This is a genomic window from Aliihoeflea aestuarii (assembly GCF_024105665.1).
Taxonomy (GTDB): Bacteria; Pseudomonadota; Alphaproteobacteria; order Rhizobiales; family Rhizobiaceae; genus Aliihoeflea; species Aliihoeflea aestuarii.
The window spans coordinates 482,424-503,263 of the sequence record NZ_JAAAMK010000003.1 but is presented as its reverse complement, the minus strand read 5'-3'; the positions used below and the strand labels follow the sequence as shown (position 1 = coordinate 503,263).

General features: G+C 65.1%; 22 protein-coding genes. 9 read left to right on the top strand and 13 right to left on the bottom strand.

Translation table 11 applies throughout. The features are described 5' to 3' along the window. Positions 1-256: 256 nt before the first annotated feature. The 3 genes from thiP to GTW25_RS10160 all read left to right on the top strand — a co-directional run bounded on the left by thiP (position 257) and on the right by GTW25_RS10160 (position 4,260). Entirely contained in the window at positions 257-1,864 is a 1,608-nt protein-coding gene (thiP, locus tag GTW25_RS10170; RefSeq protein ID WP_252911979.1) for a thiamine/thiamine pyrophosphate ABC transporter permease, read from the top strand. Next, entirely contained in the window at positions 1,861-2,583 is a 723-nt protein-coding gene (gene thiQ, locus GTW25_RS10165) for a thiamine ABC transporter ATP-binding protein (RefSeq protein ID WP_252911978.1), read from the top strand. Before thiP ends, thiQ begins: the two co-directional genes overlap by 4 nt. Before the next feature lie 174 nt (positions 2,584-2,757). Next, entirely contained in the window at positions 2,758-4,260 is a 1,503-nt protein-coding gene (locus GTW25_RS10160) for a M48 family metalloprotease (protein ID WP_372493127.1), read from the top strand. Between the two features lie 237 nt (positions 4,261-4,497). Here the strand turns inward: GTW25_RS10160 and pyk are convergent, their stop codons facing one another. Together pyk and GTW25_RS10150 are read right to left on the bottom strand one after the other, a co-directional pair. Further along, positions 4,498-5,934 (bottom strand): pyruvate kinase, encoded by a 1,437-nt coding sequence (gene pyk / locus GTW25_RS10155; protein ID WP_252911977.1) that lies wholly within the window; start codon positions 5,932-5,934, stop codon positions 4,498-4,500. Continuing rightward, on the bottom strand, positions 5,931-6,461 hold the full coding sequence (locus GTW25_RS10150; protein ID WP_252911976.1) for a DUF1036 domain-containing protein: 531 nt from the start codon (positions 6,459-6,461) through the stop codon (positions 5,931-5,933). Before GTW25_RS10150 ends, pyk begins: the two co-directional genes overlap by 4 nt. Positions 6,462-6,665: 204 nt before the next feature. Between GTW25_RS10150 and GTW25_RS10145 the strand changes: the two genes are divergently transcribed. From GTW25_RS10145 to GTW25_RS10130, 4 genes are all read left to right on the top strand, one after another. Continuing rightward, complete coding sequence (locus GTW25_RS10145; RefSeq protein WP_252911975.1) at positions 6,666-7,463, top strand: N-formylglutamate amidohydrolase; 798 nt, start codon at positions 6,666-6,668, stop codon at positions 7,461-7,463. Positions 7,464-7,474: 11 nt separating this feature from the next. Next, entirely contained in the window at positions 7,475-7,783 is a 309-nt protein-coding gene (locus GTW25_RS10140) for a DUF1244 domain-containing protein (RefSeq protein WP_252911974.1), read from the top strand. A 135-nt stretch (positions 7,784-7,918) separates the two neighbouring features. Further along, positions 7,919-8,173 carry a DUF2312 domain-containing protein gene (locus tag GTW25_RS10135; protein WP_252911973.1) on the top strand — a complete coding sequence of 85 codons (255 nt, stop codon included), beginning with the start codon at positions 7,919-7,921 and terminating at the stop codon, positions 8,171-8,173. A gap of 81 nt (positions 8,174-8,254) precedes the next feature. Further along, positions 8,255-8,536, top strand: a complete 282-nt coding sequence (locus tag GTW25_RS10130) for a hypothetical protein (RefSeq protein WP_252911972.1) — start codon at positions 8,255-8,257, stop codon at positions 8,534-8,536. Positions 8,537-8,547: 11 nt separating this feature from the next. Here the strand turns inward: GTW25_RS10130 and ppk2 are convergent, their stop codons facing one another. From ppk2 to GTW25_RS10090, 8 genes are all read right to left on the bottom strand, one after another. After that, the gene (gene ppk2, locus GTW25_RS10125; protein ID WP_252911971.1) at positions 8,548-9,453 is read right to left on the bottom strand and encodes a polyphosphate kinase 2; all 906 of its coding nucleotides are present in this window, start codon (positions 9,451-9,453) and stop codon (positions 8,548-8,550) included. A 97-nt stretch (positions 9,454-9,550) separates the two neighbouring features. Continuing rightward, positions 9,551-10,789, bottom strand: coding sequence for a hypothetical protein (locus tag GTW25_RS10120; protein ID WP_252911970.1), 1,239 nt, complete (start codon positions 10,787-10,789; stop codon positions 9,551-9,553). Positions 10,790-10,942: 153 nt separating this feature from the next. Further along, positions 10,943-11,965 (bottom strand): TerC family protein, encoded by a 1,023-nt coding sequence (locus tag GTW25_RS10115; RefSeq protein WP_252911969.1) that lies wholly within the window; start codon positions 11,963-11,965, stop codon positions 10,943-10,945. 159 nt (positions 11,966-12,124) lie between these two features. Beyond that, positions 12,125-14,227, bottom strand: a complete 2,103-nt coding sequence (locus tag GTW25_RS10110) for an EAL domain-containing protein (RefSeq protein WP_252911968.1) — start codon at positions 14,225-14,227, stop codon at positions 12,125-12,127. An 88-nt stretch (positions 14,228-14,315) separates the two neighbouring features. After that, positions 14,316-15,380, bottom strand: a complete 1,065-nt coding sequence (locus GTW25_RS10105) for an alpha/beta fold hydrolase (RefSeq protein ID WP_252911967.1) — start codon at positions 15,378-15,380, stop codon at positions 14,316-14,318. 28 nt (positions 15,381-15,408) lie between these two features. After that, complete coding sequence (locus GTW25_RS10100; RefSeq protein ID WP_252912061.1) at positions 15,409-16,005, bottom strand: tetratricopeptide repeat protein; 597 nt, start codon at positions 16,003-16,005, stop codon at positions 15,409-15,411. A 133-nt stretch (positions 16,006-16,138) separates the two neighbouring features. Continuing rightward, the gene (gene ykgO / locus GTW25_RS10095; RefSeq protein WP_252911966.1) at positions 16,139-16,264 is read right to left on the bottom strand and encodes a type B 50S ribosomal protein L36; all 126 of its coding nucleotides are present in this window, start codon (positions 16,262-16,264) and stop codon (positions 16,139-16,141) included. A gap of 176 nt (positions 16,265-16,440) precedes the next feature. Beyond that, positions 16,441-17,001 (bottom strand): TetR/AcrR family transcriptional regulator, encoded by a 561-nt coding sequence (locus tag GTW25_RS10090; RefSeq protein WP_252911965.1) that lies wholly within the window; start codon positions 16,999-17,001, stop codon positions 16,441-16,443. A 77-nt stretch (positions 17,002-17,078) separates the two neighbouring features. On the opposite strand from GTW25_RS10090, the gene GTW25_RS10085 reads away from it, so the two are divergent. Next, positions 17,079-18,557: an MFS transporter gene (locus GTW25_RS10085; protein ID WP_252911964.1), complete on the top strand. Its 1,479-nt coding sequence runs from the start codon at positions 17,079-17,081 to the stop codon at positions 18,555-18,557. A 27-nt stretch (positions 18,558-18,584) separates the two neighbouring features. Here GTW25_RS10085 and GTW25_RS10080 read toward each other — a convergent pair whose 3' ends face one another. Genes GTW25_RS10080 through GTW25_RS10070 form a run of 3 tightly spaced genes read right to left on the bottom strand, consistent with a single transcriptional unit; the run spans position 18,585 to position 20,388 of the window. Continuing rightward, positions 18,585-19,664 carry a 5-(carboxyamino)imidazole ribonucleotide synthase gene (locus tag GTW25_RS10080; RefSeq protein ID WP_252911963.1) on the bottom strand — a complete coding sequence of 360 codons (1,080 nt, stop codon included), beginning with the start codon at positions 19,662-19,664 and terminating at the stop codon, positions 18,585-18,587. After that, complete coding sequence (gene purE, locus GTW25_RS10075; protein ID WP_252911962.1) at positions 19,661-20,158, bottom strand: 5-(carboxyamino)imidazole ribonucleotide mutase; 498 nt, start codon at positions 20,156-20,158, stop codon at positions 19,661-19,663. The genes GTW25_RS10080 and purE overlap by 4 nt, the downstream gene beginning before the upstream one ends. Before the next feature lie 26 nt (positions 20,159-20,184). After that, on the bottom strand, positions 20,185-20,388 hold the full coding sequence (locus tag GTW25_RS10070) for a YdcH family protein (RefSeq protein WP_252912060.1): 204 nt from the start codon (positions 20,386-20,388) through the stop codon (positions 20,185-20,187). Positions 20,389-20,616: 228 nt separating this feature from the next. Here GTW25_RS10070 and GTW25_RS10065 point away from each other — a divergent pair, with 228 nt between their 5' ends. Further along, positions 20,617-20,796: a YdcH family protein gene (locus GTW25_RS10065; RefSeq protein ID WP_252911961.1), complete on the top strand. Its 180-nt coding sequence runs from the start codon at positions 20,617-20,619 to the stop codon at positions 20,794-20,796. Positions 20,797-20,840: the final 44 nt, after the last annotated feature.

Here is a 20,840-nt window from a genome sequence, read left to right as displayed (position 1 = left end):
CGAAGGCATCGCCCCGTCACGCCCCCCTCTGGCCTGCCGGCCATCTCCCCCGCAAGGGGGAAGATCGGATTTCGCCTTCGTTTTCGCCAATCGCCCATGTTGCCGGACATGATGCGGCGATGGCGCGCATGATCTCCCCCCTCGCGGGGGAGATGGCCGGCAGGCCAGAGGGGCGCGCATGTCGCAAGCGGTCCCGAAATAAGGCCACCCCCCGCCCTGCATTCGCAACGATCCCAAACATCCCCGCACCGCCGCCATGACCGCGCCCTCCCGCGCCACTCTCCCCGGCACCGCGGCGCTCGCCATCCTCGCCATCATCGTCGGCGGCGCTTTCGCCGGCCTCATCGCGGAAGGCGCGCGAGACCTCCCCAGCGCATTCGCCGCCTTCGATCCCTATCTCCTGCGCATCGCCCGCTTCACGCTCTGGCAGGCGTTGCTGTCGACCGTCGTGTCGGTCCTCCCCGCCATTTTCGTCGCGCGCGCTTTGTCCCGCAGGCCGGATTTCCCCGGCCGCCGGCTGCTGCTCGCTCTTTTTGCGGTCCCGCTCGCCTTGCCCGCCATCGTCGCCGCGCTCGGCGTCCTGGCGCTTCTGGGCCGCGCCGGACTGGTCGCCGAGCCGCTGACGGCGCTCACCGGAGCACGCTGGCAGGGCATCTACGGCCTGTCCGGCATTTTGATCGCGCACGCCTTCTTCAACCTGCCGCTCGCCACCCGCCTCCTGCTCGCCGCGCTCGACACGGTGCCGAACGACCGCTGGCGTCTGGCGAGCCAGCTCGGCTTCAGCCCGTGGGCGACGTTCCGCATCGTCGAATGGCCGGTTCTGCGCGCTGCCCTGCCGAGCGTCGCCGGGCTCGTCTTCATGCTGTGCGTGACGTCCTTCACCATCGTCCTGATCCTCGGCGGCGGCCCCCGCGCAACGACGCTCGAAGTCGCGATCTATCAGGCGCTGCGCTTCGACTTCGCACCGGCCCGCGCCGTCGCACTCGTCGCGGTCCAGATCGCGCTCACCCTCGCCATCGTCCTTGTGCTGAAGCGCGCCGGCGCCGATCTCGCACCCGATGCCAACATCGGCATGACTGCACGCAGGCCGTCCCTGCGCGGCTGGCGAGCCAAGATCGCTGACGCCCTGCCAATCCTCGCCGCGATGCTCTTCGTCGTCGCGCCGATGGCGGCCATCGTCATCGCGGGCCTGCGCGCCGATCTCGCCCGCCTTGCCGCCGATCCTGCCGTCCACGCCGCAACCGTGACCAGCCTGAAGCTCGCCGCCCTCGCCGCCTGCTTCACGCTGGCCCTCGCTTTTTGCCTCGTGCGTGCTCGCCAGCGGCTGGAAGCGCGCCGTTCCGGCCGGTCTCCCGGTCTCCTCGAACGCGCGATGGACACCGGCGCGGGCTTCGTGCTCGTCATACCGCCGATCGTTGTCGGCGCGGGCTGGTTCATCCTCCTGCGCCACACCGGCAACGTCCTGAACTACGCCGCGCCGATGGTCGTCGCCGTCAACGCGGTCATGGCGCTGCCCTTCGCGCTGCGCATCCTGCGCCCCGCGCACGATGCCGCCGCCGCGCGCTACGACCGGCTTTCCGTCTCGCTCGGCATGAGCACGCTCGACCGTCTGCGCTTCATCGACTGGCCGCTTCTGCGCCGTCCGCTCGCCACCGCCTTCGCCTTCGCCATGGCGCTGTCGCTGGGCGATCTCGGCGTCATCGCCCTGTTCGGGTCCGATGCGGTGCAGACGCTTCCCTATCTCCTGCTCTCGCGCATGGGCGCGTACCGCACCGAGGACGCCGCCGGCATCGCCCTTTTCCTCGCCCTCCTGACGCTGATACTGATGCTCGCCTCCGAATGGGCGGGACGGAAGCAGGCATGATTTTCGCACTCGAACTGAACGATATCCGCTTCGCCTATCCGGGCGGCAGCGAGATGATTTTCGACCTCTCGGTCCCGGCCGGCGAGATCGTCGGCCTTCTGGGCGCGAGCGGTTCGGGAAAGTCGACGCTTTTGCATCTCGTCGCCGGCTTCGAGGAGCCGCAGTCGGGCATGATCCGCATCGCCGGAGACGACGTGACCCGGCTCGACCCGGCGAGGCGTGCGGTCTCGATGGTCTTTCAGGAAAACAACCTCTTCCACCACCTGAGCGTCGCCGACAATGTCGGGCTCGGCCGGTCGCCGTCGCTGCGTCTCACCGAGGCCGACCGTGCCGACATTTCGAAGGCGCTCGCCGATGTCGGCCTCGCCGGCAAGGAAGACCGCCGCCCCGACGCGTTGTCCGGCGGCGAGCGGCAGCGCGCTGCGCTCGCCCGCGCGCTCGTGCGCCGACACCCGCTGCTCCTTCTGGACGAACCCTTCGCCTCGCTCGGTCCCGCGCTGCGCACCGAGATGGTGGAACTCGTCCGCAGCCTGCAAACGCGCACCGGCATGACGATCGTCTTCGTCACCCACGCGCCGGAGGATGCGCGCGCGCTGGCGGACCGAATCATCTTCCTCGAAGACGGCCGCATCGCCGCCGACGGACCCGTCGAAACCTTCTACGGACCCGATGCCCCTGCCGAATTCACGGCCTATGTCGGACGTTCGCCTTTTGTTTGACGGGAACGGACCGCGAAATCGCCCGTTTAAGACCACATTCGCGATGCAGACAGCATCTTGAGCGAAGAGGGGCACTTGTCTTTCGATTAGGATTCTGGTGTGTGCGGGACATCCCGCAAACCTTGAACGCGACGCATGTCGTAACGTGGGGAGGCCGAACTGGCCGCAAGACAGATCGAGACGGACAGGCAGTATCGCGCCGGGGCCCAAAGCCGCGGACGGCTCGCCGTTGCGCTTTTTCTGGCGACGGCGCTCTCCTCCTGCCAGGCGTTCGATACGGCCTCGCTCTCGGAAGATGCCTTCCGCCCCTCGTCCAATCCGGTCACCGTCGATTCGGTCACGCGCGACGACCGCATGGCCGCGATCGCGCGCGAGCAGCATCCGCGCATTCTGGCGACCTATGGCGGCGAATATTCGGACCCCAAGCTCGAACGTTCCATCGCGCGCATCATCGGTTCGCTGACGCTCGACCCGGACAATCCGAACCAGACCTACCAGATCACGATCCTCAACTCGCCCAACATCAACGCCTTCGCGCTGCCCGGCGGGTTCCTGTATCTGACGCGCGGTCTTCTCGCGCTGGCGAACGATTCGGCCGAAGTCGCTGCCGTCGTCGCGCATGAAATGGCGCATGTGACCGCCAATCACGGCATCCAGCGCCAGCAGCGCGAGGCCGAGGAGGTTCTGGCCGCGCGGGTCGTCTCGGACGTGCTCGACGGCGGCGGAACCGGCGGACAGGTCGCGCTCATTCGCGGCAAGCTCCGGCTCGCCCAGTTCTCGCGCAATCAGGAACTGGAAGCCGACGCCATCGGCATCCGCTCGATCGGCCGCGCCGGCTACGATCCCTACGCGGCCGCCCGCTTCCTGCAGGCGATGGCCGCCTATTCGGAATCGCGAACCGTCTCGTCATCGGCCAATCCCAATCTCGACTTCCTGGCCAGCCACCCCAATCCGCCGCAGCGGATCGATCTGGCCATGCGCCATGCGCGCCAGTTCGGTCAGCCGGGAACCGGCAACCGGGATCGCGACGCCTTCCTCGACGGCGTCGACGGCATGCTTTTCGGCGACACGCCCGACGAAGGCTTCGTGCGCGGCACGAGCTTCATCCACCCGGTCCTGGGCATCAGCTTCGACGTGCCGCAGGGCTTCGTCATCGACAATACGGCCGCCGCCGTGACCGCGTCGGGACCGGGCGACATGGCCGTCCGCTTCGACGGCGTCACGGTCGAACAGCGCCAGTCGCTGACCGATTACGTCCGCTCGGGCTGGGTCGCGGGCCTCGATCCGGCCTCCGTGCGATCCATGACGATCAACGGAAACGAAGCTGTTAACGCGCAGGCGCGCGCCGAAGGCTGGCAGTTCGACGTGACGCTGATCCGTTCCGGCCGGCAGGTCTACCGCCTCCTGACGGCGGCCCCGCTCGCCTCGACCGATCTCCAGCCCGTCGCCCGCGCCGTCGCGGACAGCTTCCGCACCCTGTCCGCCGCCGAAAAAGCCCGGATACGCCCGCTGCGCATCCGCGTGGTGACGGTCGGCGCCGGCGATACGGTCGCCTCGATGGCCAACCGCATGGTCGGCACGGACCGCCCGCAAGACCTCTTCCGCCTCCTGAACGGCCTCGGCCCCGGCGCCAGCCTCTCGGTCGGCAACCGCGTCAAGATCGTGACGGACCGGTAGAAACGGGCGAACGCCTACAGCATTCAGCGACTGGTTTGAAGAACGTCGGGGTTGCTCGACGGTCAAGGCCTGGATTCCTGTGACGAGCACAGGAATGACGACAGCAAAAATAGCTTTGCAAATCTTCGGCGTTGGAGACTGGCTTCAAACCTTTCCACCGTCATTCCTGTGCTCGTCACAGGAATCCATGCCTCAACCTTGCCACCGCACACCGATGCCCAACGTGACGCTGCTCCCCTAGAGTCCGCTTTTCCCATCCGAGCTGATATAGGCGATTCGCAGCATGTTGGTCGCGCCGGGCGTCCTCAGCGGCACGCCGGCGGTGATGATGATCCGGTCGCCCGAATTGCCGAACCCTTCGCGATGCGCGATCCGGCAGGCGCGGTCCACCATGTCGTCGAGGTCGCTGGCGTCTTCCGTCACAACGCAATGCGTGCCCCACAAGAGCGACAGTCGCCGTGCAGTCCCGATCACCGGCGACAGCGCGATGATCGGCACATGCGGACGCTCGCGCGCGACGCGCAGGCCGGTCGTGCCCGACCCCGTGTAGCAGATGACGGCAGACAGGTTGAGCGTGTCGGCGATCTGCCGCGCGGCGAGCGCGATGGCGTCCGGCCCGGTCGCGTCCGGCTCGGTGCGCTGCGCGTTGATGATGCCGGGATAGAGCGGATCGCGCTCGACCTGAACGGCAATCGCATTCATCGTGGCGACCGCCTCGACCGGATATTCGCCGGCCGCCGATTCGGCCGACAGCATGACCGCGTCTGCGCCTTCGAAGACGGCGATCGACACGTCGGACACTTCCGCGCGTGTCGGCACGGGAGCGGAGATCATCGATTCCAGCATCTGGGTTGCGACGACGACCGGCTTGCCGGCGCGGCGCGCGGCGCGCGTGATCTGCTTTTGAATGCCCGGAACGGCTTCGAGCGGCATTTCGACGCCCAGATCGCCGCGCGCGACCATCAGCGCGTCGGACAATTCGATGATTTCGGCGAGCCGGGCGACGGCCTGCGGCTTTTCGATCTTCGACATGATCGCAGCGCGTCCGCGCGCTATCTTGCGCACTTCGGCGATGTCGTCCGGCCGCTGCACGAAGGAGAGCGCGACCCAGTCGACGCCGGTCGCGAGCACCGCGTCGAGATCCTTGCGGTCCTTTTCCGTCAGCGCGCCGACGGGCAGATCCGTGTCCGGCAGTGAGACGCCCTTGCGGTCGGAAATCTTGGAGCCGGCCAGGACGACGCAGCGCACCTTGCGTCCGTCTGTCTCCTCCACCTTCAGCGCCAGGCGGCCGTCGTCGATCAAAAGCCGATGCCCGGGCTGAACCGATGACAGGATTTCGGGATGCGGCAGGTTCACACGGCTCGAATCGCCCGGTGCCGGATCGTCGTCGACGGTAAAGCTCTGGCCGATCTGAAGCTGCTCAGCGCCGTTCCCGAACTTGCCCACGCGCAGCTTCGGTCCCTGCAAATCGGCGAGGATGCCGATCGGCCGGCCGACTTCGCTCTCGACCTTGCGCAGCCGGGCGACCAGCGTGCGCATGAGGTCGTGGCTCGAATGGCTCATATTGATGCGAAAGACATCCGCGCCGGCATCGAAGAGCTTGCGGATCATCGGTTCGTCGGACGAGGCCGGTCCAAGCGTTGCGAGGATCTTGACCTTGCGGCTGCGTCTCATGGGGATTCGCCTGGTGTGGAGCCGTTGGCCGGCGCGCCGGTCATCGGGGTTGTGGTGCCGTCCGCCGGCTCGTCGGTAAGCTGGACCATCCAGCTCGATTGTTCACGCGTGTCGTATTCCTGGAAGCCGGCGCGCTGGAAGCCGCGCGGGACGCAGTCGCCGGGGCCTGAAATCTTGAACTCGCGCTCGGCCACGCACATGTTGATCGGGCCTTCCCAGCGCCCGCCGCGCTGCGCGTCCTCGGCGTAGAGATAGTAATAGCGCGAGGCGAGCGCGCCCTCGATCAGCGTGCGGCAACTCGACGCCTCGATGTGCCACCAGCCTTCGGTCACCCAGCCCGCCTGCGCGCGATAGCCGATCGCGACGCCGACGAGGCTTTGCGTGGCGTTGCAGACGCGGAAATCCGCCATGGCCGGAACCGCCGTCGCGCCGAGCCCGAGTGCGGCGAGGAGGCCGACGAGCGGTATGCGGCGGCGAAGCCGTCGCACGACGGCTGAAAGCAAGTGTTTGAGGGGTGAAATCAGCATGGTTTCAACCTTTTCGGCAATCGCCCGAGTCTTGTCAACGCGTCTGCGGTGCCACATGAATCGATTTAGAACTGGTCGATCGCGAATCATCCACACCTGCTGCCGGGAACGTCCATCGCGATCTTGTCGCATGGATGACATTGCATGGGCCTTGCGTCCATGACACATGGAAATGTCTTCCAACCAGCCGGACCTTGCCTTTTCATGACGCGCGCCGCTGTTTTCAATCCCGTCGAACTGATCGAAGGCGATCGCATGCGCGGCATGGTGCTGATCGCCGACCACGCGCGCAACGCGCTGCCGGACGAATATGGCGATCTCGGCCTGCCCGCAGTCGAGTTCACGCGCCACATCGCCTATGACATCGGCGTCGAGGCGGTGACGCGCGCGCTTGCCGCGCGGCTCGCCGTCCCGGCCGTGATGGCGACGTGGTCGCGCCTCCTGATCGACCCGAACCGGGGCGAGGACGATCCGACGCTGATCCGCCAGCTCTATGACGGAACCATCGTTCCGGCGAATTATCCCATGAGCGAAAGTGAGCGCGAAAACAGGCTGGAGCGCTTCTACCGCCCCTATCACGACGCCGTCTCAGCCACGGTCGCTTCGGTCGCGGCCGAAAGTGAAGGCACGCCCTTCATCGTCTCGATCCATTCCTTCACGCCCACGATGCAGGGCCGCCGCCGGCCGTGGGAGATCGGCATATTGTGGGATTCGGATTCGCGCGCGGTCGAGCCGATGCTGGAGGCCCTGCGCGCCGACGCCGGCCTGACGGTCGGCGACAACGAGCCCTATGACGGCGCGTTGCGCGGCGATACGATGTTCAAGCACGCGATCGTCAACGGCTACGCGCATCTCCTGATCGAGATTCGGCAGGACCTCATCGCGGACGAACGCGGCGTGGAGGAATGGACAAACCGCCTCGCCCCGATCCTTGAAGCGATCAATGCGCGCTCCGACATTCATGTCGCACGACAATTCGGGTCCAGGACCGGCCCAGTCTGATGGAGAAAGCCATGACCGACCTCGACGACACCCAGACGCAAGCGCTGGAAGCTGCGGCGTTCCGGCGGCTCGTGACGCATCTTCGCGAGCGCTCCGACGTCCAGAACATCGACATGATGAATTTCGCGGGATTCTGCCGCAACTGCCTGTCCAACTGGTATCGCGAAGCGGCGGAAGCGGATGGCATCCCGCTGACGAAAGACGAATCGCGCGAGATCGTCTACGGCATGCCCTATGCCGACTGGCAGGCGAAGCACCAGACCGAGGCGAGCGCGTCACAAAAGGCCGCTTTCGAAGCGTCCCGTCCGAAAGACCATTGACCGGCCGGCCCGGCTGAGGCAACGAAGCGCCCGATCCTTATCGCCGCGCATGGTCACCGAGTCGCGACCGCGTGGCCGAACCGCCTGTTTCCAAAGCCGCGCCAGCCGCGCCCATCCCGAATTGAGAGGTCGACCATGGATGATGTCACCACGCAGGACAATGTCGCCGCCGCCGAACTGCGCCAGCTGATCGAACGCATCGAGCGCCTGGAAGAGGAAAAGACCGCGCTTCAGGACGACATCAAGGAAGTCATGGCCGAAGCCAAGGGTCGCGGCTACGACACGAAGGCGATCCGCGCCATCATCCGCCTGCGCAAGAAGGACCCCAACGAGCGGCAGGAAGAAGAAGCCTTGATCGAGCTTTACATGACCGCGCTCGGCATGGCCTGAGCCGACCGGCTCCCGAACGACATGCCGGACCCGTCATGGATCAGGGCGCTTGTCGTCCTCCTCGCATGCCTTTCCTCCGCCATGCCGGCTACGGGCCAGGAGCCCGCGCCCACCCAATGGCAGGTCACGAAATGCCGCGTCTATGCGGACGCGTTGCGTGATGCGCGGCGCGACCGCGAGGACGGATTGAGCAGGTCGTTCATCGAAGAGAACGATGCGTTCATAGCCAAAGGATGCACCGAGCGCATGCCGGTCTGCCCGCGCACGCAGGCCGATCTCGAAATCGCGAACATATTGACGATCCTCGCCATGAACGCCGGCACGGCCAGCACCTTCCTGCCTTTCGCCTGCACGGACGGTTGAGCCGTTAATCGTCAACCCGCGTTGAGAAAGTCCGGCCCCTGCCCGAGGATCATCGGGTCCGGCGCGGCCACCTTATGGCTGTCCTTACCCTCATAGTCGAAACGGCCGAGAATGTGGCGCATCACCGCCAGTCGCGCGCGCCTCTTGTCGTTGGCGCGAACGATCGTCCACGGCGCGTGAGGGCTGTGCGTGCGCTCGATCATCCGGCTGCGGGCTTCTGTGTAGTCGTCCCATCTGGTCATGCCCTGCACATCGATGGGCGAGAATTTCCAGGTCTTGAGCGGATCGTGCAACCGGTCATGAAAGCGCTTGAGCTGCATTTCCCGGCCGATATTGAGCCAGAACTTGAAGATGTGGATGCCCTCGTCGACGATCAGCCGCTCGAAACTCGGCGCGTCCTCCAGAAAGGTCTCGTGCTGCTCCGGCGTGCAAAAACCCATCACGGGCTCGACCACGCCGCGATTGTACCAGGAGCGATCGAAGGTGACGAATTCGCCGCTGGTGGGAAAATGCGCGACATAGCGCTGGAAATACCACTGCCCGCGCTCGCTCTCCGTCGGTTTGGGCAGGGCGACGTTGCGGGCCGAGCGCGGGTTCATGTATTGGCGCAGGACGAAGATCGTGCCGCCCTTGCCGGCCGCATCCCGCCCCTCGAACAGCGCCATCACCCGTTCGCCCTTGGCCTGCAGCCAGTATTGCAGCTTGACCAACTCCTCCTGTAGCGCCTCCAGTTCGGCCTTGTACGCTTTCCTCGCCATCTTTTCGGAATAGGGATAGTCGCCCGAGCCGAGCGCCTCCGATGAGATCCAGTCCGGCAGTTTCGGGTCTTCGATGTCGAAGCTGCGCTTCCGCCCGTCGATCCTGAGATCGACAGGCTTCATCTTTTCGCGGCCATAGCTGGTCTTTTTCGAGGGCATGCCGTCCACCTTTCGATGCGTTGGCTACATGCTAGTCCATCGAACCGGAAAGTGGAATTGCCGGGCGGCCCGCGTCGGGCGCGGGCCGCCCCCTCGTTCACTCGTGGTCGTGAACCGCGCCCGAGCCGCCGACCGTGACGATCGTATAGGGCGTGCCCTCGATTTCGATCGTGCCGGTCTCTTCCAGCGTCTCGGTCGAAATCAGCCGGACGACGCCTTCGCGCGGATCGGTCAGCGCGATCCTGTCGCCGGCAACGGCCAGACGCGGGCGCGGGTCGCGCCAGTGGCCATCCATCGAATAGGGCTCCGTCACCGCCGCGCTTTGCGCAATCGTGCCCGCGACGATGTCGATGAGATGAAGCTGGCCGTCCTCGGTCAGGACATAGGCATTGCGTGGCAGCGCCGGGTCGAGCGCGAAATCGACGCGGCGGGTCGGCAGGTCGATCTTCGTGAACCCCGTCTCGTCACCGGGCTCGATGACGACCACGGATGACGGGCCGTAATTGCCGAGGAAATAGGTCATCGCTGTGCCGCCCTTCAGCGTCGAGACGTTGCCTTCGCCAAGATCGGCGGTTGGAACGTGCCGAAGCGTCGGAGCTTCGCCGCCCGTTCCCGGCGAGGCGATGACGATCCCGTCGCGGCAGCCGAACGCGAAAAGGCGCGCCGACTGCGCCTGGCCGTGGACACCGGGGCACGACACCACCTCGCCGACCTGATCGCCGTCCGCGTCGACGACCTTCAGCCCCACACGCGGCTCGTCGGCGTTTTCGTGCGGCACCGACACGACGAGATGATCGCCCATCGGCGCGGCAAGGCCGTGATGCGCGGCCCCCGGCTTGAGGATACGCGGCTCGAAATTGCCGTCCAGCACCCCGCTCTCGGCAAAAAGCGAAACGTCGCCCGATCCGTCGTCGAACAGCGCGATCCGTCCCGATCCTTCCACCACATGCGCGGGTTTCACACCCTCGATCGCGACATCGAGCAGCGCGGCGTCCTCGACCTTCAGGTCGGCATGGTCGCCATGGTCCTCGAAGGAAATCCCCGTGCTGATCACCGCCACCTTTCCGGTATCGCCCTGAACGGCGAAGAGGGTGCGGCCGCTTTCGCTTCGCGTCAGCGCCGGCGTCTGGTCGATTTCGAAGGTTCCGGCGGCGGCGCCGTCATGAATGTCGAAGGCACGCACGACACCGTCCGCATGGTCGCCGACGAACAGCCGGTAATGCGCTTCATGCGCGTCATCCGCCATGGCCGGAATGGAATGACCGGTGCCAAAGGCAAGCGCGCCGACGGCTGCGCAAAGGCCGAGTGCCCGTGTGGAACGAGAAAGGGAAATCATGGACTGCTCCGTTGATTGAACAGAAACGTAATAACATAACGAAATCGAACGGCAATGGATAAGTCATGAAAATCCGACCTCTCCCCCAAAACGAAAACGAGGCGTCCATAACGGACGCCTCGTTGCAAAGGATCGACGATGAAGTTGCCGGCGTCACCGCTCCTCGATCGGCAGCGCTTTCTTCTGCGCCTCGACCGGATCGGGCTCGTCGCCGCGCGTGGCGAACAGCGAGGCGATGACGCCGATGGCGAGGATCGCGAAGGTCACGCCGAGCGAGATGGTCGGCGGGATTTTCTCGATGCCCATGATGCCGGCAGCGAACACCTTGCCTCCGATGAAGATCAGTACGGCCGACAGCGCGTATTTCAGATAGACGAAGCGGTGCGCCATCGCCGACAGGGCGAAATAGAGCGCGCGCAGGCCCAGAATGGCGAAGATGTTCGACGTGTAGACGATATAGGGGTCGGTCGTGATGGCGAAGATCGCCGGCACCGAATCGACTGCGAAGATCACGTCTGCGATCTCGATCAGAACCAGCGCCATCAAAAGCGGCGTGATGTAGAGCACTTCCTTGCCCGTTTTCGGGTCAGGCAACCGCACGGTGAAGCGCGAGCCGTGGAAATCCTCGGTGACGCGGAAGCGCCGACGCATGAACCGGATCAGCGGATTGTCGCCGATCGGCTTTTCCTCGTCGGAGGAAAACAGCATCTTGATGCCGGTGATGATCAGGAAGCCGGCGAAGATATAGAGCACCCACTCGAAATTGGTGACGATCGCCGCGCCCGCGCCGATCATGATGCCGCGCAGGAGGATGACGCCGAGGATACCCCAGAACAGCACGCGGTACTGGTAGATGCGCGGCACCGCGAAATAGGAAAAGATCAGCGCGATGACGAAGACGTTGTCCATCGCCAGCGTCTTTTCGACGAGGAAACCCGTGACGTAGTTGAGTGCCGGTTCCTCGCCGAGCTGCCACCACACGAAGCCGCCGAAGGCAAGGCCGAGCGCGATATAGAAGCCGGACAGCGCGAAGCTTTCCTTCACGCCGATCTCGCGGTCCTCCTTGTGGAGAACGCCGAGGTCGAAGACGAGCAGCGCGATGACGACGGTGATGAAGCCGAGCCACATCCAGGCGGGCTTGCCGAGCCAGTCGGCAAAAAGAAACGCAAATTCCATCGGAAGAATATCCCTCTCACGGCCGGCACACGATATCGGGGATAACGGTCCGACATCACAAGAGAGCCGGCGCTCTTGCCAGAGGGGCCCGGACCAACGGGACGGCAACCATAATGGGGAGTCTGCGCCTCTTTTTCAAGACGCACCGGTAAACCGGGCTCAGCCTTTCGCCGCGATACCGTGGAAACGGGAGACGATTTCTTCCAGCGGTTCGGGGCGATGCAGGAAAAATCCCTGCCCGAACGCGATGCCGAGATCGGCGAGCAGCGTCAGCGTCTTTTCGTTCTCGATCTTTTCGGCCACGACGTTGAGGCCCGCCGCGTGGGCAACGTCGCGGATTGATCGGACGATCGCCTGATCGAAGGCCGAACCCGCCAGATCCTCGATGAAGTCGCCATTGATCTTGATGCTGTCGACGGGAAAGCGCCGCAGATAGTCGAACGAACTCAATCCCGATCCGAAATCGTCGAGGCTGACGCGGCAGCCGCGCTCGCGCGCCGCGTGGACGAAGCGTTCGGCGGCCGCGAAATTGGTCACCGCCGCCGTCTCGGTTATCTCGAAAACGATGTTGGTATGCTCCGCCTTCGCGGCGGTCGCCTCGTGATCGATGAAATCCCAAAGACCCGGATCGCTCAGCGTCTGCGCGGACAGGTTGAAGCCCAGCACGAGGCCCGCCGGCCCGTTCATCACATGGCCGAAGCGATTGAGCGCGCTGCGGATGATCCAGCGGTCGAGCCGCGCGGCCATACCGAACCGCTCGGCTGCCGGAATGAACGCGCCGGGCGGGATCAGCCGTCCGTCCCTTCCTTCGAGCCGCGTCAGCACCTCGCATCTGCGCGATCGGCTCCAGGGCTCGCCGAGAATGTGGATCTGCTGCGCATAAAGCTTCAGGCGCTGGTCTTCCATCGCGTCGACGGCTTCCGAAACCATACGCGCCGCCGTCAGTCCCGAGGTCAGGCCGGATGCGCCTTCACCGAATGCGACGCAGCGGTTACGCCCGGACGCCTTGGCCGCGTAGCACGCGTCGTCGGCCCGCGCGAGCGCGTCGGCCGGCTTGATCGTGCTGTCCATGATGACCGCGTGGCCGATGCTCGCGCCGAGCTTCGCCGCACCGGTCGGCTCGCCGAAATCCTCTTCGGCGATGCGTGCCAGGATTCGTTCGCCAAGCGCTTCGGGGCCGCCGCCCGCGACGAGCGGTGCGATGATCGCGAACTCGTCGCCGCCGAGCCGGGCGGCGACGGAAGCGGGGGCAAGCACATCTGTAATGATCGTGCCGATCGCACTGAGCGCACGGTCGCCCGCCGCGTGCCCGGCCACGTCGTTCAGGGCCTTGAAATAATCGAGGTCCAGATAATAGACCGCGAACGGACGCTCCTGCGCGGTCTCGATCGCCGCGTTCAGTTCCTCGTCGAAGGCGGCGCGATTGAGAAGACCCGTCAGCGTGTCGTGGCGCGCGGCATAGGCCAGGCTTTCCTCGTGCAGCCACGCCTCGGTCACGTCCCGCACGGTGCCGACGAACTGGCCGGCCTCGCCGAATTCGGGCACGAAACGTGTCAGCGTCTCGATATGGCGGACAAGCCCGCCATTGCGCACGATCCGGTAGCGCAATCTGAGTGTCCTGCCGGTTTCCTGCGGCATCAGATGCTCGCGAACCGCGTTTTCTCGGTCCTCAGGATGCAGCAGGGACGTCCACAGGCCTGTGGGAACGTCGCCTGGAATGGCCGGCAGTCCGAATATTTCGTGCGTGCGTCCATCCCAGAAACTTGTCTGCGTGATGACGTCGTGATGCCACATGCCCGTGCCGCTCGCCTCCAGCGCAAGCCGGAACCGTGCATTGAGCTGGATGAGCCGGTCCTCAGCGCCCTTGCGTCGCGTGATATCGGTCTGGACACCCAAAAGCCGCAACGGCTCGCCCGCCGCATTGCGTTCGACGATACCGCCGCGATCCAGCACCCAGATCCAGCGACCGTCCTTGTGGCGCAGCCGCATTTCGGTTTCGATGCGTTCGGACTGGCCCGCCATGTGGCGCTCGCCGCTGGCGATGGCAGCTTCCCGATCGTCGGGATGGAGCAGCGTCAGCCAGAAATCCGCATCGGCTGGAAGTTCGTTCAGTTCGAAGCCGAGCATCCTGGCCCATCCGGGCGAATAGTAGCAGGTGCCCGCTTCGACATTTAAGTCCCACACACCAAGCCCGGCCCGCTCCAGTGCGCGTAGCCAGACGTCCTTGCGTGCCAGATCGTCTTCGTCTTTCTCGGTCATCATCACCGTTGATCTGCCCGGCAGGCCGGCTTCTCGACTGCCTGCGGACATCGTTCTTGCCTACGCTGGACCGGAAAGCCAGAAAAAACAGTTAAGGGGCGGGCGCTGCCTGCGGGGATGACGGCTGCGCGCATGTCTCGACGTTGAACGCGTCGCCTGCGATGCGGTCCTGAACGATAAGCGACAGAGCCTCGACATCGACATCGCCGCCGCCGACCCTTTCGATCGCGGCGATCGTCAGGTCCGGCGCCACCCAGTCGGGCTTGTGCCCCATATTGCGCACCCACACGCCCTCGGCTCCCGGAATGTCCCGGATCAGGCCCGCGGCATGGATTTCCTCGTAGACGACCGTGTCGCGGTCCCCCGAAATCACGATCGTCGGCGCGGCGATCTCGCGGTAGCGCGGGGAAAGGATGAGCGTCTGTTCGTAAAGGCCGGCGACGTCGACGGCGTTCGCCCGGAAGGACGAGGGCCGCAGGACGAGCGGGATCCCCGCATCGTCGAGATAGGTCTGCGAAAGCCGGTTCGGCGAGAACACGCAGGCCGACGCCGCGCCCATGCGCGTCCATCCGACCGGCAGCGTCAGCGTTTCGGAGAAGATCCGCCCGATGACAGGCCGCGCCGTCAAATCGTAATACCAGGACGTATCGGCGCCCGGCCAGGGATGGCTGGCAGGCGCGAGGAATACCAGACCGGCGACCTTTTGCGGATGATCGAGCGCCAGCGCGGCGGTGATCGCCGCACCGAACGAATGGCCGACGATGATCGCGCTTTCGATCCCCACCTCGTCCATCAGCGCCGCGATCGTGGCGGCCTGTCCTGCCGGCGTCTCGTTGTTTCCGGGGCCGCGATGCGACCAGCCATGGCCCGGCCTGTCGAGAAACAAAAGTTCGGCCCGCCCTTCAAGCTGCCCGCGCACCGGAATCATCGTGTCGAGAAAGTTGCCGCTGGCGCCATGAATGAACACCACCGGCGGCAGGTCCGCATTAGGCCCGGCGGGCAGATGCACATGGTGGAGCCGCGTGTCGTTGACGGTCGTGAACAGGCCGACCGGCGGAAACTTGCGCTCGATCAGCCACACGCCGGCACGGGTGACGCCGACCAGAACAACCAGCACGGCGATGACGAAGACGGCGAGCGCGGTCAGAAAATTCATGCCGGTCCCGCCCCGGAAGGAAATCGCGTCAGATGCCCTGCCCCGCAAGTTCGTCGGCCAGCGTGCCGACCTTGTCCTGCGCGCTGCGCATCATGGGATAAACCTCGAGCACCCGTTCATAGGCCTGTAACGCGCGTTCCTTGCGCCCGCCCCGCTCCAGAATCCGCGCCATGCCGGAGAGGGCGCCGAAATGGCGCGGTTCGAGCCGAAGCGTGCGGTCGATATCGGCCATCGACATCGCGTAATTGTCCATCATGAAATGCACGGTCGCGCGCCGGTTCCAGCCTTCCGCATAGTCCGGCGACAAAGTGACGACCTGATCGAGAAAATCGAGCGCGACGTCGAATTTGCGCGCCTGCATGGCGCTCGCCGACCATTGCATCATCAGGTCGATCGAGCGACTGCCGGAACGGGTCCACTGGCGCTCGATCCGCGCGGCGATCCGCGCCGCGGCCTGCTCGTTTCCGCTGCGCTTCAATTCGGTGAAGAGCGTGTCGAGCGCCCCATCCCGCGCAGCGTCCTGCGCCTCGTCCACCGGACGCGCGGCCTGCGACCCGGCATCGCCGGCATGGGCTATACCGGCGAGAAGGGAAAGTGCAACCGCACATGACAAGACGTTCCGCATGCGCGCCATGGTAGGCGCGCCATGCGGAACGTCAAACTGAAAACTCCGTGAGAAGCGGCCGAACGGCCGCCGCCATCGTCTTTCGCAGTCCCGCCGCAAACCGCGCCGCGCGCGTTTGCCGGACCGCTGCCGATCAGCCCTGACGCGCCTTGAAGCGCGGGTTGGACTTGTTGATGACGTAGATGCGGCCCTTGCGGCGCACGAGGCGGTTTTCGCGGTGACGGCCCTTGAGCGCCTTGAGCGAGTTCTTGATCTTCATCGGTCTGCCCGTTTTTCTTCTTGCCCTTGATCGGGCGCCAAACGACAAGGACGCGCCGCAGGGCGCGCCCGAATTTGTTGGCTGGCTCTTACCGGACAAGGCCCGCGCCTGTCAACCGGACTCGGGCGGGCGGCGGCTCGTCTTCCATGGTGACCGGCGACGAAAAACGCCGCGCCTCACCGGGCGCCCGACCGTCCGTCTCGAACACGGGGAAGCAACTCGGCGAACAATATGTCCCATTGCCGGTCGCTCATCTCGACGAGGCCGAATGTGCGCAGCATGAATGCCCCCTCGCCGGCAAGCAGCGCCAGAGCGGCGTCCCTGTCGGCCTGATCGGTCAGGTCCAGTTGCGCGAAGCGGCTGTTGTACCATTCCCGCGCTGCCGAAACCTGATCGGGATGCTGCAAAAGCGCGGTCATCATCACCGCCGAGCGCGAATACTCGGCCGCATCGGTGTCGCGCGTCGCCTCCAGATGGGCGCGGATGACCGACCGGGGTGACGTGTCGTCCCCTATGCGCGCCGCGACGTCGTGATCGAAAGCCTTTCCCCACCGATCGATCATCGAGCGGATCAGATTGTCTTTGGTGCCGAAGCAGTATTGCACGCCGCTTTTAGTGATTCCGGCCTCCTTCGCCACGGAATCGAAGCTCAAGGCCGCCGCGCCCGACTTCGTGACGATCGCCTCGGCGGCGTCCAGAACCTTGTCCCTGTCGATGCTTCGCGGACGTCCCGACATTTGGCTCTTCCTTTTCTGTACGATCGTATTTATATGGGCCGCCGATAAGGCGCAACTTCGCTATTCAGGAAAATTCGATGACCGACCAGAACCGATGGCTCGTGCTTGTGATCGTCTCCGGCGCCCTGTTCCTGATCGTCATCGACATGACGGTACTCTACACGGCACTGCCGACGCTCACACTGGCGCTGGGTGCGACCGCGAGCGAGAAGCTCTGGATCGTCAATGCCTACCCGCTTGTGGTCGCCGGATTGCTGCCGGGCCTTGGAACGCTGGGGGACCGTCTCGGCCACAAGCAGATGTTCATGGCAGGTCTCCTCGTCTTCGGCGCGGCATCTTTGGGCGCGGCTTTTGCGCCGTCTCCAGCCGTGCTGATCGCATGGCGCGTGGTTCTCGCGGTCGGCGCGGCCATGATGATGCCCGCCACGCTGTCGATCATCCGCATCACCTTCACCGACGACAAGGAACGCTCCTTCGCCATCGGCATCTGGGCGGCCGTGGCATCCGGCGGCGCGGCGCTGGGGCCGGTCGTCGGCGGCGTGCTGCTCGAATATTTCTGGTGGGGCTCGGTCTTCCTGATCAATGTGCCGGTGGTGCTGCTCGCCTTCATCGCGGGCGCGCTCCTGCTCGCCACACGGCCGGGCGATCCGGATCGCCCGTGGGATCTCGTCGCATCCGTCCAGATAATGGTCGGTCTCGTCGGAATCATCTACGCCGTCAAGGAAATGAGCAAGCGGGACCCCTCGCTGGCCATGGCGGCACTGACCTTCATGGCGGGGGTCGCGTCTTTGTTCCTGTTCGTGCGCCGACAGCGCACAAGCGCCGCGCCGCTGATCGACTTTTCCCTGTTTTCCAACCCCAATTTTTCCTCGGGCGTCGCCACGGCTCTGGTGGCGTCGGGAGCGCTCATCGGGGTCGAACTCGTCTTCAGCCAGCGCCTGCAACTGGTTCTCGGCTATTCGCCGCTGGAAGCCGGGCTCCTGATCCTTCCCATTCCGCTGGCCGCCTTCGTCGCGGGACCGCTGACCGGACTGGCGCTTCCTTATATCGCCACGTCCCGCATCCTGTCGGGCTCTCTCCTGCTGACGGCACTGGCCCTTGGACTCTTTCTTCTTACCCGTCACGGCGCGCCGGCAATCTGGATCGCGCCGCTGGCCGCCATGGGCTTCGGCATCGGCGCCGCCATGACAGCGGCCTCCAGCGCCATCATGCTTTCGGCCCCCGCAGAGAGAGCGGGAATGGCGGCCTCGGTCGAGGAAGTCTCATATGAACTGGGGGGCGCGCTTGGAATAGCGCTCCTCGGCAGCCTGCTTTCGATCCTCTACACGCGCGCTCTGGTCATTCCCGACGGGATCGAGATTTCCGCCCGCGCACGCGACAGTCTCGACGAGGCGCTCATCCTGTCGGCAAATCTGGACAGCGACGACGCCGCCCGGATTGCGGCGCTCGCCCGCGACGCCTTCGACCATGCGTTTGCCGGCGTCGTGGGTACGGCCATCGTCTGCCTGTGCCTCGTGACCGTTCTCGTGTGGCACATCTCACGAAAGCGGCCATGATCGCTGTATCGCGACCGCCGGTCGCGGTCAGGATTTGCGCGAAATCCGCGTGAAATGGCCCATCTTGCGGCCGGGCCGCGCATCGGTCTTTCCGTAAAGGTGCAAAACGAGGCCGGGTTCGGCGGCGAGCCTCTCGGCCTCGTCCAGATCGTCGCCGATCAAATTCTCCATCACGCAATCCGAGTGCCGCGCCGTATTGCCCAGCGGCAGGCCGCAAATGGCGCGGATATGCTGCTCGAACTGCGAGACGGCGCAGGCCGCTTCCGTCCAGTGGCCGGAATTGTGGACGCGCGGCGCCATTTCGTTGGCGATGACCGAGCCGTCCCCCAGAACGAAGAATTCGACGCCGATCACGCCGACATAATCGAGCGCGTCGAGAATACGCAACGTCGCCGCGCGCGCCGCCGAAAGCGTCTTGGGCTGGACATGCGCCGGAACGGTCGACCGCTTCAGGATACCGCCCTGATGCAGGTTCTCGCTGGCGTCGAACGCCGCCTTCGTGCCTTGCGCATTGCGTGCCGCCACGACCGAGATTTCGGTCGAGAACGGGACAAAACCTTCCAGAATCAACGGCACGGAGCCCATGCCCTCATAGACGCCGGCCGTCTGGTCGCCGCCGGCATCGCGAAACACCTTCTGTCCCTTGCCGTCGTAACCGAGCCGGCGGGTCTTCAACACGCCCGATCCGCCGAAAACCGCCAGCGCATCGGCAAGGCTTTCATTGCTGTCGACAGCCTTGAACGGCGCCGTCGCGATGCCCGCATCGTTGAGGAACTGCTTTTCCGTCAGCCGGTCCTGCGCCATTTCGAGAGCGCGCGGCGGCGGGAAGACCGGATGATTTGCGCCAAGGCTCTTCGCCGCCTCGACCGGCACGTTCTCGAATTCGTAGGTGACGATTTCGCATTCGGACCCGAGCCGCGCCAACCCGTGCGCGTCGTCATAGGCGGCCACGATCTGCTCGTTGGCGACCTGCGCGGCGGGGCAGTCGCCCTGCGGATCGAGGACGACCGTGCGATAGCCGAGCCTCGCCGCCGCCATGGCCAGCATCCGGCCGAGTTGGCCGCCGCCGATGATGCCGATCGTCGAGCCGGGCTTCAGCGCGCTCATGCCTCGTCCTTCGGCCGCTCTGTCACCGCCTCGCTCTGCGCCCTGCGCCACGCGTCGAGACGCGACGCCAGCGCCTCGTCGTGAAGCGCGAGCACGGCCGCGGCCAAAAGCGCGGCATTGACGGCGCCAGCGCGGCCGATCGCCAGCGTGCCGACGGGAATGCCGGCCGGCATCTGGACGATGGAGAGAAGCGAATCCTGCCCCGAAAGCGCCTTCGATTCGACCGGAACGCCGAAGACCGGCAACGGCGTCAGCGCCGCCGCCATCCCCGGCAGATGCGCCGCGCCGCCCGCGCCCGCGATCACCACCTTGAAGCCTTCACCCTTCGCGCCCTTGGCAAAATCGTAGAGCCGGTCGGGCGTGCGGTGCGCCGAGACGATCCGCGAATCATAGGCGAGTTCGAGCGCGTCGAGCGTCTCGGCGGCGTGGCGCATGGTCGCCCAGTCGGACTGGCTGCCCATGATGATGGCGATTTCGGCTTTGGCTTGCGGCATAAAATCCGTCGCGTGGAATACGGGGTTCAGGCGATGATGTCGGGGATGATCTTATCCTCGAGCTTGGACAATTTGTCCTTCAGCGCGAGCTTTTTCTTCTTCATGCGCTGGACCTGGAGCGGGTCGCATCCGACCTCTATCATCGCATTGATCGCGGCATCGAAATCCGCATGCTCTTGCTTGGTCCGGGCAAATTCGAGACGAATCTCCGCCTGATCCTGTTCCGACATCTTCACCGTCTGCTGAATGCGGGACGCGCCCACGAAAGAAAGGCCGCGCCAAGGCACGGTCCTCATCGTCGTTTCATATCACATGTCGATTTGTCAGGAAATGCTACTACTGGGTGTTCGACAGCTTTTAAGAGTGATGGCACACTGTCACCGTGCTGTCATATCCGGTCCCGACCGGGGGCCGGACGACAGGCACGCAAACGAGGAACCAGGAAGGGAGAGCCCGGAATGTCTCTTGCGTCCCATCTACAGGAACTCCAGCGTAAACACGGCGATGTCGACAGAAAGCTCGACGAGGTGATGGCACATCCCTCGGCGGACCCGCTCGAAATCGCTTCATTGAAACGGCGGAAGCTGGCCCTGAAGGACGAAATGGAAAAAATCCGGTCGCATCCGACCAGACACTGAGCCTGAGGGAGGTTCAAAACGGGGGACCGGCCGGTGGCGTCAGC

What these genes read in the sequence shown, in the direction of transcription:
- GTW25_RS10085 (WP_252911964.1), top strand. Translation starts at nt 17,079, where the DNA reads ATGACCGACCAGAACCGATGGCTCGTGCTTGTGATCGTCTCCGGCGCC.
- ykgO (WP_252911966.1), bottom strand. Translation starts at nt 16,264, where the DNA reads ATGAAGATCAAGAACTCGCTCAAGGCGCTCAAGGGCCGTCACCGCGAA.
- GTW25_RS10145 (WP_252911975.1), top strand. Translation starts at nt 6,666, where the DNA reads ATGACGCGCGCCGCTGTTTTCAATCCCGTCGAACTGATCGAAGGCGAT.
- GTW25_RS10115 (WP_252911969.1), bottom strand. Translation starts at nt 11,965, where the DNA reads ATGGAATTTGCGTTTCTTTTTGCCGACTGGCTCGGCAAGCCCGCCTGG.
- ppk2 (WP_252911971.1), bottom strand. Translation starts at nt 9,453, where the DNA reads ATGCCCTCGAAAAAGACCAGCTATGGCCGCGAAAAGATGAAGCCTGTC.
- GTW25_RS10070 (WP_252912060.1), bottom strand. Translation starts at nt 20,388, where the DNA reads ATGTCGGAACAGGATCAGGCGGAGATTCGTCTCGAATTTGCCCGGACC.
- GTW25_RS10110 (WP_252911968.1), bottom strand. Translation starts at nt 14,227, where the DNA reads ATGATGACCGAGAAAGACGAAGACGATCTGGCACGCAAGGACGTCTGG.
- GTW25_RS10090 (WP_252911965.1), bottom strand. Translation starts at nt 17,001, where the DNA reads ATGTCGGGACGTCCGCGAAGCATCGACAGGGACAAGGTTCTGGACGCC.
- GTW25_RS10065 (WP_252911961.1), top strand. Translation starts at nt 20,617, where the DNA reads ATGTCTCTTGCGTCCCATCTACAGGAACTCCAGCGTAAACACGGCGAT.
- purE (WP_252911962.1), bottom strand. Translation starts at nt 20,158, where the DNA reads ATGCCGCAAGCCAAAGCCGAAATCGCCATCATCATGGGCAGCCAGTCC.
- GTW25_RS10105 (WP_252911967.1), bottom strand. Translation starts at nt 15,380, where the DNA reads ATGAATTTTCTGACCGCGCTCGCCGTCTTCGTCATCGCCGTGCTGGTT.
- GTW25_RS10080 (WP_252911963.1), bottom strand. Translation starts at nt 19,664, where the DNA reads ATGAGCGCGCTGAAGCCCGGCTCGACGATCGGCATCATCGGCGGCGGC.
- GTW25_RS10100 (WP_252912061.1), bottom strand. Translation starts at nt 16,005, where the DNA reads ATGCGGAACGTCTTGTCATGTGCGGTTGCACTTTCCCTTCTCGCCGGT.
- GTW25_RS10140 (WP_252911974.1), top strand. Translation starts at nt 7,475, where the DNA reads ATGACCGACCTCGACGACACCCAGACGCAAGCGCTGGAAGCTGCGGCG.
- GTW25_RS10135 (WP_252911973.1), top strand. Translation starts at nt 7,919, where the DNA reads ATGGATGATGTCACCACGCAGGACAATGTCGCCGCCGCCGAACTGCGC.
- GTW25_RS10120 (WP_252911970.1), bottom strand. Translation starts at nt 10,789, where the DNA reads ATGATTTCCCTTTCTCGTTCCACACGGGCACTCGGCCTTTGCGCAGCC.
- GTW25_RS10130 (WP_252911972.1), top strand. Translation starts at nt 8,255, where the DNA reads ATGCCGGCTACGGGCCAGGAGCCCGCGCCCACCCAATGGCAGGTCACG.
- thiP (WP_252911979.1), top strand. Translation starts at nt 257, where the DNA reads ATGACCGCGCCCTCCCGCGCCACTCTCCCCGGCACCGCGGCGCTCGCC.
- GTW25_RS10150 (WP_252911976.1), bottom strand. Translation starts at nt 6,461, where the DNA reads ATGCTGATTTCACCCCTCAAACACTTGCTTTCAGCCGTCGTGCGACGG.
- pyk (WP_252911977.1), bottom strand. Translation starts at nt 5,934, where the DNA reads ATGAGACGCAGCCGCAAGGTCAAGATCCTCGCAACGCTTGGACCGGCC.
- thiQ (WP_252911978.1), top strand. Translation starts at nt 1,861, where the DNA reads ATGATTTTCGCACTCGAACTGAACGATATCCGCTTCGCCTATCCGGGC.